Here is a 7353-nt window from a genome sequence, read left to right as displayed (position 1 = left end):
GTCTTGGAGGGGTAAGATGAGCGGCGAAGCGCTGGGCAAAAGGTTGGCTAGCGGTAGCCTTGGAGAAGGTCTGGGGAAGCGTGCTCCGCTCAGCAAGGGAATAGGCAGGTTGGGGGGGACGCTGTTGCTGGGATCCCTGTTGGTGGCAGGGCGCGGTGTGGCCCTGGCCGAAGCGCAGTTGGAGGTGGGTACCTCCACCACCTTGCCCCCGCAGGCGGCGCCGCCGGTGTTGCCTCCCCCGCCGGTGGGAGTTCGACAAATTAGAGAGGACACCGATCCTGAGCAAACCGCCGATATGCCCCTTTCCCTTCTGGCCGAGCAGGTGCTGGAGGCGGTGTGCGAAGCGCAAATCGATCCCCAACGGGCCCTGGCCCTCATGCCCGACCTGAGCGAGTCCCACATCCGCGCTGCCTGTCCCAAGCGGCTGGCCCCCCAGTCCCTCCGTAGACGGGGGGATATAGGGGGGGGAGTACAGGCCGGTCAAAGCTTGGCGAAATTGTAGGGAGCGGTGAAATTGTTGTAGCGAATGCGCAGCCGTCCCTGAAAGGCTCGATCCAGCTCCTCCACTTTTTGGGCAAAAGCCGGCTCATCTTCCCAGTTGATGAGAAACGAGCTGTTGTAGGCCATGTTTTCCGTAAGCAGCTCTCCCTCGACGCGATCGCTGGCCAGAGAGCCGAGGGCGGCTGTGAAGGTTTGGGCAATGTGTTGGCGCCGTTGCTCCAGCATTTGCTCCAGAGCCTGCCCAATTTCCACTACTGCATCTAGCCCCAAGGGGGTGCCAGCCATCTCGTCCCGCCGGGCTTTCAGGGCCGGGTTTTCCTCTAGCCCCAATTGGAGCTCTTGCTGGGGATCCCAGAAGACTTTTACCCCCACCTCCCGTTTGCCCTCCAGGCGCTGCAGCAGGGCCAGCAGATCGGCCAGGTGCGGTTTGATCAAATCCTGCTCTACCTGATCCCAGCCGCTCACCACCAGGCCAAATTGCAGCGGCAGCAGGGCGCGGTATCCCTCGCTCATCACGGTTTCTAGGACAGCTTCGTGGGCCAGCAGATTGGCCCGGCTGGCCAAGTAGCGCTCCTGGCGAGCCTGGGAATAGAGAAAGGCCAAAGATCCCAGCACGTGAATCCCCACCGGCTGCTTGTCCAGCCCCACCACATTCAGGTGGCGCGGGCCGGGGGCAGCGACGATCCCGTAGAGATAGAGGGTGCTATTGGGATTTGCCGTTGGCATGGCTGCGAGCATCTCCGATCAACCAGGTGAGGTTGGACTCTTCCGTGTCGATGGCATTGCCATCGGAGGAAATACAGTAGCGACCCATCACCATCTGGTGGCGCAGGGTAACTCCTGCAGCGATTTGGGTGTAGTTGAAGATGAGGCTGCCATCCAGCGTACACCCTTCGTTCAACACACAGCCGTAGCCAATGGCTGTGGGGCCGATGAGCTTCACCCCGTCTGCCAGGTAAGTGCTGGCCCCAATGTAGACCGGCGGCTCGATATGGATGCGATCCCAGTTGGCGCGGATGTTGATCCCCGTCCAGACGCCGGGCCGAATCTGGATCCCGGGCACCTTGACCCCCTTGATCTCGCCGCGCAGCACCTTCTGTACCGCCAGCCAGTAGTCAGGGGTACGGCCAATGTCCACCCACTGGAAGTCGGCCTTGAGGCCGTAGAAGGGGGCGCCGGCTTTCACCAAGGCGGGGAAGAGATCGCTGCCGATGTCATAGGGGCAGCCGGGGGGGATGTAGTCCAGGACTTCTGGCTCGAACACGTAGATGCCGGTGTTGATGGTGTTGCTGAGGGCCTCTTCCTGCCTGGGTTTTTCTTGGAAGGCGGTGACCCGGCCCGTCGCATCGGTTACCACCACGCCATAGCTGGAGACTTGGCTGGGATCCACCTCTCGCAACACCACCGTGGCCAATGCCCCCTTAGATTTGTGAAAGTTGACCACCTGGGTCAGGTTGAGGTCGATCAGGGCATCGCCGCAGAGCACCACGAAGGTGCTGTCGAAAAAACCGGAAAAATCCTGGATCTTGCGCATGCCACCGGCGGATCCCAGGGGTTCGGCCACCGGCTGGCCGTTCTCGAAGTGGCCCTCGAAGGAAAAGCCGATGTGTACTCCCCACTGCTGGCCATCGCGAAAGTAGTCTTCGATCTGGTGAGCGAGGTGGCTGGTGTTGATCATGATTTGGTCGAACCCATGTTCCCGCAGCAGCTCCACCAAGAACTCCATGACCGGCTTGTGCAAAATCGGGATCATCGGCTTGGGCATCATGTAGGTGATGGGCCGTACCCGCGTCCCTTTGCCGGCTGCCAGGATCATGGCTTTCATGCCGTCCTCTCTCCTCCGGGTCTATCGTCTCCTGACTTTATCATCCCAGGATCGGCAGTCTGGATAACAGAAGAGGGTTTTCGCTCTGGGCTGGCCCCCCAGTCCCCCCGTGTACGGGGGGATAGAGGGGGGAATCGCCGCCAAGAGGCCGATCCTCTACAATCGAGGGGAAGCAACGCCCGCAACTGCTCTGCCGCTGTCAAGGCTTTACTCTCTATCTAGCCCTGGCAAGAGCAGGGATCCCGGACATCCTTCTATGTCGATGGCTTTCGGCCTCAGCCCCGCCCCGCATCCCGATACCCCAGGTTGCCGTTCCGCCGGCCAGCCGATCACCATTGCCCTGGCCAAGGGAGCCTTGCTGGCCGACGCTATCCGCTGCTTGCAACAGGTGGGGATCGATTTCAGTCGCTTTTTGGATCCCGGCAACCGCCTGCTGCGGATTGAATCGCCCACCCAGCTCAACGGGCAACGCTACGAGGCGCTGCTGGTGCGCAACCACGACGTGCCGGTGTATGTGGAGTACGGCCAGGCCCAACTGGGCATCGTCGGCTACGACGTCTTGCGGGAGCGCTATGCCGGCAGCGAGGTGCGAGTGGCCCACCTGCTGGATCTGAAGTTCGGCCACTGTCGCATGTCGGTGGCTCTTCGCCAAGAAAGTCCCTACACCTCGGCGGCCCAGTTGCCTCCCCATGCCCGCGTGGCTTCCAAGTTTGTCGGCTGCGCCCGCGAGTATTTTGACCGGTTGGATTTGCCGGTGGAAATTATCTCCCTCTACGGCTCAGTCGAACTGGCTCCCATCACCGGCATGGCCGATGCGATTGTGGACTTGGTGGCCACCGGACGTACCCTGAGGGAAAACGGCCTGGTGGAACGGGACTGCCTTTTCGAGAGCACCGCCCGCTTGATCGCCCATCCCACCAGCTACCGCGTCAACCAACAGCCCATCGGCGAGCTGGTGAACCAGATTCGGGAGCGCTGGCTGGGATCCCTGGTGGCGAGTGGCCCGCTTTGAGGGGGCCGCGAGGTCTTTGTAGAAGGGCAGGGGTCGGCAATCCAAGAAGTAGGAAAACGCAGCTACCCGACAGCTCTGCCTGGCCAGGAAACTTCTGCAAGCCCGGCCAAAGAGGGGATCACTATTGCGTACAATAGGGGCATTCGGGCTTATTTTCCCCAGCAGCATTGAGATTAAAACAGGTTTTTCGAGGTTGATTATGCGGTACCGTCCACTACTCGCCATCCTGTTGGCGCTCTGTTTGAGCGTCTTCGCCCTGCCGGCGGAGGCGGCCAAGGCCCCCTTAACCTACGACCAGATCCGCAACACCGGCAAGGCGGCCATATGCCCTTCCGTCTCGGACGATGCCCGCGGCCGCATCGAGGTGCCCAAGGGGGGATCCCTAAAGTTGACAGACGTCTGCTTCCAGCCGGTGCAAATTGAGGTGGAAGAAGAGAAACGGAACGGGGAAAAAGAGTTTATCAAGGCCAAAAACATCATGATCTCGGCAGCCACGCTGGGGCCGATTAAGGCTGAGGTCACCCCCAAAGACGGCGGGTTGGAGCTCAAAGTGGTGGACGGGATCACCTTTCAGCCGACCACCGGTCAGTTGCCCCGCCGCGAGCTGGTGCCATTTTTGTTTAGCGTGAAAGATTTGGTGGCCACAGCTCAGGGCTCCGCCATTGACCCCTCGACCGACTTTGAAGGGGAGTTCTTGGTGCCCGGCTACCACACCAGCACCTTCCTCGACGCGCGCGGGCGCGGCTCTAACACCGGCTACGACACAGCCGTAGGGCTACAGGCGGCCAAGGACGACTTCGCCACCAACCGCAAGGTGGACGAGGTTTCGCGGGGGAAACTGTCGCTGCGCATTGCCCGCGTGGATCCCAGCACGGGAGAGATGGGCGGCTCCTTCGTTAGCATTCAGCAGTCCAGCACCGAGCAAGGGGCACTGGAACCCCGCACCGTCCGTGTCCAGGGCTTGTTCTATGCCCGCCTGGCGCCGGAGTCTTGAAGAGAGCAAATTTTGGGCTTGAGGGGGCAGGGATCCGGTCGATCCCTGCTCACTCCTGTTGATACTCTGTCTGTCTGGGTTTGCCTGTTGGGGAAGAGGGCGGCGATGGCAGGATCCCACAGCGTTTTTTTGATCGGGCTGCCGACTTTTACGATGCTACCCGCAGCTTTTTCCCCGCTGTAGAGGAAGAGATCGCCGATGCCATCCTGGCGACAGGGGGAGCCACTCCTGAGACCTATTTTCTCGAGGTGGGCATTGGGACTGATTCGGCGTGGCTACTCCTATTGCGGCGTCGATATTTCTAAACGGACGTTAGCTGAGCAGGTGGAAGCCTTCTCAAGGGGCTCATGTGCAGCAGGTAGCGGCGGCAGGTAGGTGTCTGCGCATCCACCCAGAGCCAGGCAAGTCTTGTAGGAAGGGTTTTCTTGTGGACATTGCGGCTGGAGGGGTGACGCCGACCTGAACGGTGCAAAGGTTACCGCCCTTTTGGGGCGTTCTATAAACCAGCCCCCCTGCCCCGCGTATACGGGGGGGTTCGGGGCTTGCTTGCTCTCTAAGCGAGCATGCTTCAGGGCTACTGTTCGCGTCAGCCGGACGGAGTCCTTCAACCCCATCCGCTTACGCGGGGCCGCACTTCTCTGGCTCGGCCTGCCCTCAACTTCCCAGACCTTCAGGGTAACCTTGCTAAGATTTCCATGGCAGGGATCCCGGGCTATGCAAGGCGTACTGCTGATCCTTTACATGTTGTTTGTCAGTGGCCTGATTGCCGTTGTCGGGGATCGGGTCGGGTATCGGATTGGCAAAAAGCGCCTCACCTGGTTTAACCTGCGTCCCCGCCACACGGCCGTTTTGGTAGCCGTGATTACCGGCGTGAGCATCTCGGCGCTGACCTTGGGCACGCTGCTGCTCCTCAACCGCTCTCTTTCGGAAGCCCTGTTCAGCTACACCAACCAAATTGCCCAGGCAGAGCAGGAGCTGCGGGCCCTCAACCGCCAGAAAGCTCTGCTGGAAGCGGAGAATGCCACTCTCAGAGCCGAGCGAGACCGCCTCAAGCTGGATCTCGACCAATTTCGCAGTCAGCAATCGGCAGCCCAGACACGCCTGAGCGAAGTCCGGGATCAACTGGCTATGGCGCTACAAGAGCGGCAAGAGGCGGAGGCGAAGCTGGCGGCAGCCAACGAGCAACTGGCCCAAGTGCAGCCCGGCCTGGAGCGGGCCCAGGCGGAGTTGGAGGCGGTGAAGGCAGAGGTGGAGGCGGCCCGAAAGATGATTGCCGATCTGGAGTCGCAAAAGCAGGCTCTGCAACTGGATCGGGATCAACTGGAGCGCTCTCTGGATACGGCGCAGACGGCCCTGAGCCAACTGGAAACTCAAAAAAAGCAGCTTGAGCAGGAGATCGCGCAGCTCAACCAGTTAGCGGTGCGGCTGCGGCGGGGAGAGCTGGCCATTCTGGCGGGAGAAGTCCTGGCTACAGGAGTTGTGCAAACGCCAGCAGGGGCAGACCCGGCGGCAGTCCGGCGGCAGTTTGAGCGAGTTTTGGCCCAGGCAGAACAGCGGGCCCTTGCCCTCGGCTCCCGGCCCATCCCCCCTCTGGAGAACGCCATCCTCATCCGCCGCGAGGAGGCCGACCAAGCTCTGGAAAAGTTGAAGGAACCTGGTAGCTGGGCAGTGCGCATCCTCTCCCTCACCAATCGGCTTAAGGGAGAGCCTGTGCCTGTGCTGGTGGAGATTTACCCCAACCAGCGCATCTTCGCCAGGGGATCCGTGCTGGCGCAGGGTGTAATCCAGCCAGGCTTGAGCGAGAACGAAATCCAACAGCGGCTGCTGGAGCTCCTCAACCAGGCCAATCAGCGCTCCCAGGCAGAAGGCCTCCTCTCGGATCCCATCACCGGCACTGTCGGAGAATTCTCGCAGGTGAAGTTCTTGGAAGTTGTGCAGCATCTCCGCCAGAGCACTACCCCCCTGGATGTGAAGCTGGTTGCTGACACCGACATCTACACGGCGGGGCCGCTGCGGGTGAGTTTCCTGATGGCGGAGGCCTCTGGCCAGCAGGGCACCACCCCCGTTCAGCAGGCGGGGCAGATTGGGGGATGAGGGATCCACTCCATCTGGGCGGGCTGGAAGAGGGGCGAGTGCTGATGGGTTTTGACCCGGGGCGGGACAAGTGCGGCCTTGCCGTGGTGCAAGTTCAGCCGGCGTGGCAGGTCTTGCATCGGGAGGTGGTCTCAGCCGGGGAGGCCTTGGCCAGGTTGCAGGCCCTCTGGCAGCAGTTTGGGGCGGAGCGGCTCATCCTGGGAAATCAGACAACGGCGCGAGGCTGGAAACGGCAACTGGAGTCGCTCCTCCCACCCCAACAGATTGTTCTGGTGGACGAGAGGCACAGCTCAGAAGAAGCCCGGCGGCGCTACTGGGATTTTTACCCACCGCGGGGATGGGAGCGGCTGTTGCCCAAGGGGATGCGGGTGCCGGACAAGGCTTACGATGATCTGGTGGCCCTGATTCTGGTGGAGCGGTACTGGCGTGGGCAAGCAAGGGCTGAGCCGACGTGAATTTCTGTACGGGCTCCTGCTGGGGCTGGCGGTGGCCGGCTGTGGCGGGCCTAGGGGCTCTCTGCCCCTCATTCTCGCCCTTAAACAGGGGATCCCGGCCAGCTTGGTGAACGAGTTTCGCCGCCGCACCCAGGTTCGCTTTCGGCTGCAACTGTTGGACGAGCGGGCCCAGTTGCTGGCCTACCTGCAGCAGAGCGTCCAGCCGCCTGAGCCGGCCTGGTGGGAGCCGGGGAGATGGTTCCGGCGACAGCCGCCAGCAGCGGCCCTGAGCCTGTTGGGAGCTGACGCCTTGGATCGGGCCATTGCTGCCGGTTGGCTGGATCCCTTGCCACCTGACCTCTTGGGAGAACGGTGGCAGCACTTGGATCGCCGCTGGCAGGCTGCTGCCCGGCGAGAGGGGCAGATCTGGGGCGTGCCCTGGCGCTGGGGGGTAACGGCCATTGCCTACCGCCGCGACCGGGTGAGCGACCCC

8 protein-coding genes and 1 pseudogene are annotated in these 7353 nt (G+C 61.9%); 7 read left to right on the top strand and 2 right to left on the bottom strand.

What is annotated here, in order from left to right; translation table 11 throughout:
* The coding region (locus NW809_RS09355) for a hypothetical protein (RefSeq protein WP_414401998.1) at positions 1–502 on the top strand (502 nt) is incomplete at its 5' end.
* Here NW809_RS09355 and NW809_RS09350 read toward each other — a convergent pair.
* Positions 481–1227 (bottom strand): GvpL/GvpF family gas vesicle protein, encoded by a 747-nt coding sequence (locus NW809_RS09350; protein WP_041438253.1) that lies wholly within the window; start codon positions 1225–1227, stop codon positions 481–483. The two genes, NW809_RS09355 and NW809_RS09350, sit on opposite strands and share 22 nt — an antisense overlap.
* Positions 1205–2326: a sugar phosphate nucleotidyltransferase gene (locus NW809_RS09345; RefSeq protein ID WP_011430095.1), complete on the bottom strand. Its 1122-nt coding sequence runs from the start codon at positions 2324–2326 to the stop codon at positions 1205–1207. The genes NW809_RS09350 and NW809_RS09345 overlap by 23 nt, the downstream gene beginning before the upstream one ends.
* A 262-nt stretch (positions 2327–2588) precedes the next feature.
* On the opposite strand from NW809_RS09345, the gene hisG reads away from it, so the two are divergent.
* From hisG to NW809_RS09315, 6 genes and pseudogenes are all read left to right on the top strand, one after another.
* Entirely contained in the window at positions 2589–3338 is a 750-nt protein-coding gene (gene hisG / locus NW809_RS09340; RefSeq protein ID WP_011430096.1) for an ATP phosphoribosyltransferase, read from the top strand.
* A gap of 199 nt (positions 3339–3537) precedes the next feature.
* Complete coding sequence (locus tag NW809_RS09335; RefSeq protein ID WP_011430097.1) at positions 3538–4332, top strand: photosystem II manganese-stabilizing polypeptide; 795 nt, start codon at positions 3538–3540, stop codon at positions 4330–4332.
* A gap of 80 nt (positions 4333–4412) precedes the next feature.
* Positions 4413–4637, top strand: a complete 225-nt coding sequence (locus NW809_RS09330; protein ID WP_414401997.1) for a hypothetical protein — start codon at positions 4413–4415, stop codon at positions 4635–4637.
* Between the two features lie 409 nt (positions 4638–5046).
* Positions 5047–6426 carry a DUF3084 domain-containing protein gene (locus tag NW809_RS09325; protein WP_011430099.1) on the top strand — a complete coding sequence of 460 codons (1380 nt, stop codon included), beginning with the start codon at positions 5047–5049 and terminating at the stop codon, positions 6424–6426.
* Positions 6423–6881, top strand: coding sequence for a Holliday junction resolvase RuvX (locus NW809_RS09320; protein ID WP_049749742.1), 459 nt, complete (start codon positions 6423–6425; stop codon positions 6879–6881). The genes NW809_RS09325 and NW809_RS09320 overlap by 4 nt, the downstream gene beginning before the upstream one ends.
* Positions 6853–7353: pseudogene (locus tag NW809_RS09315) on the top strand (polyamine ABC transporter substrate-binding protein); the annotation flags it as partial. The gene NW809_RS09320 and the pseudogene NW809_RS09315, both read left to right, overlap by 29 nt.

Source organism: Synechococcus sp. WC101 (genome assembly GCF_047461555.1).
Lineage (GTDB): Bacteria > Cyanobacteriota > Cyanobacteriia > Thermostichales > Thermostichaceae > Thermostichus.
This window is presented reverse-complemented; position numbering and strand designations above follow the sequence as displayed.

What these genes read in the sequence shown, in the direction of transcription:
- NW809_RS09350 (WP_041438253.1), bottom strand. Translation starts at nt 1,227, where the DNA reads ATGCCAACGGCAAATCCCAATAGCACCCTCTATCTCTACGGGATCGTC.
- NW809_RS09320 (WP_049749742.1), top strand. Translation starts at nt 6,423, where the DNA reads ATGAGGGATCCACTCCATCTGGGCGGGCTGGAAGAGGGGCGAGTGCTG.
- NW809_RS09325 (WP_011430099.1), top strand. Translation starts at nt 5,047, where the DNA reads ATGCAAGGCGTACTGCTGATCCTTTACATGTTGTTTGTCAGTGGCCTG.
- hisG (WP_011430096.1), top strand. Translation starts at nt 2,589, where the DNA reads ATGGCTTTCGGCCTCAGCCCCGCCCCGCATCCCGATACCCCAGGTTGC.
- NW809_RS09335 (WP_011430097.1), top strand. Translation starts at nt 3,538, where the DNA reads ATGCGGTACCGTCCACTACTCGCCATCCTGTTGGCGCTCTGTTTGAGC.
- NW809_RS09345 (WP_011430095.1), bottom strand. Translation starts at nt 2,326, where the DNA reads ATGAAAGCCATGATCCTGGCAGCCGGCAAAGGGACGCGGGTACGGCCC.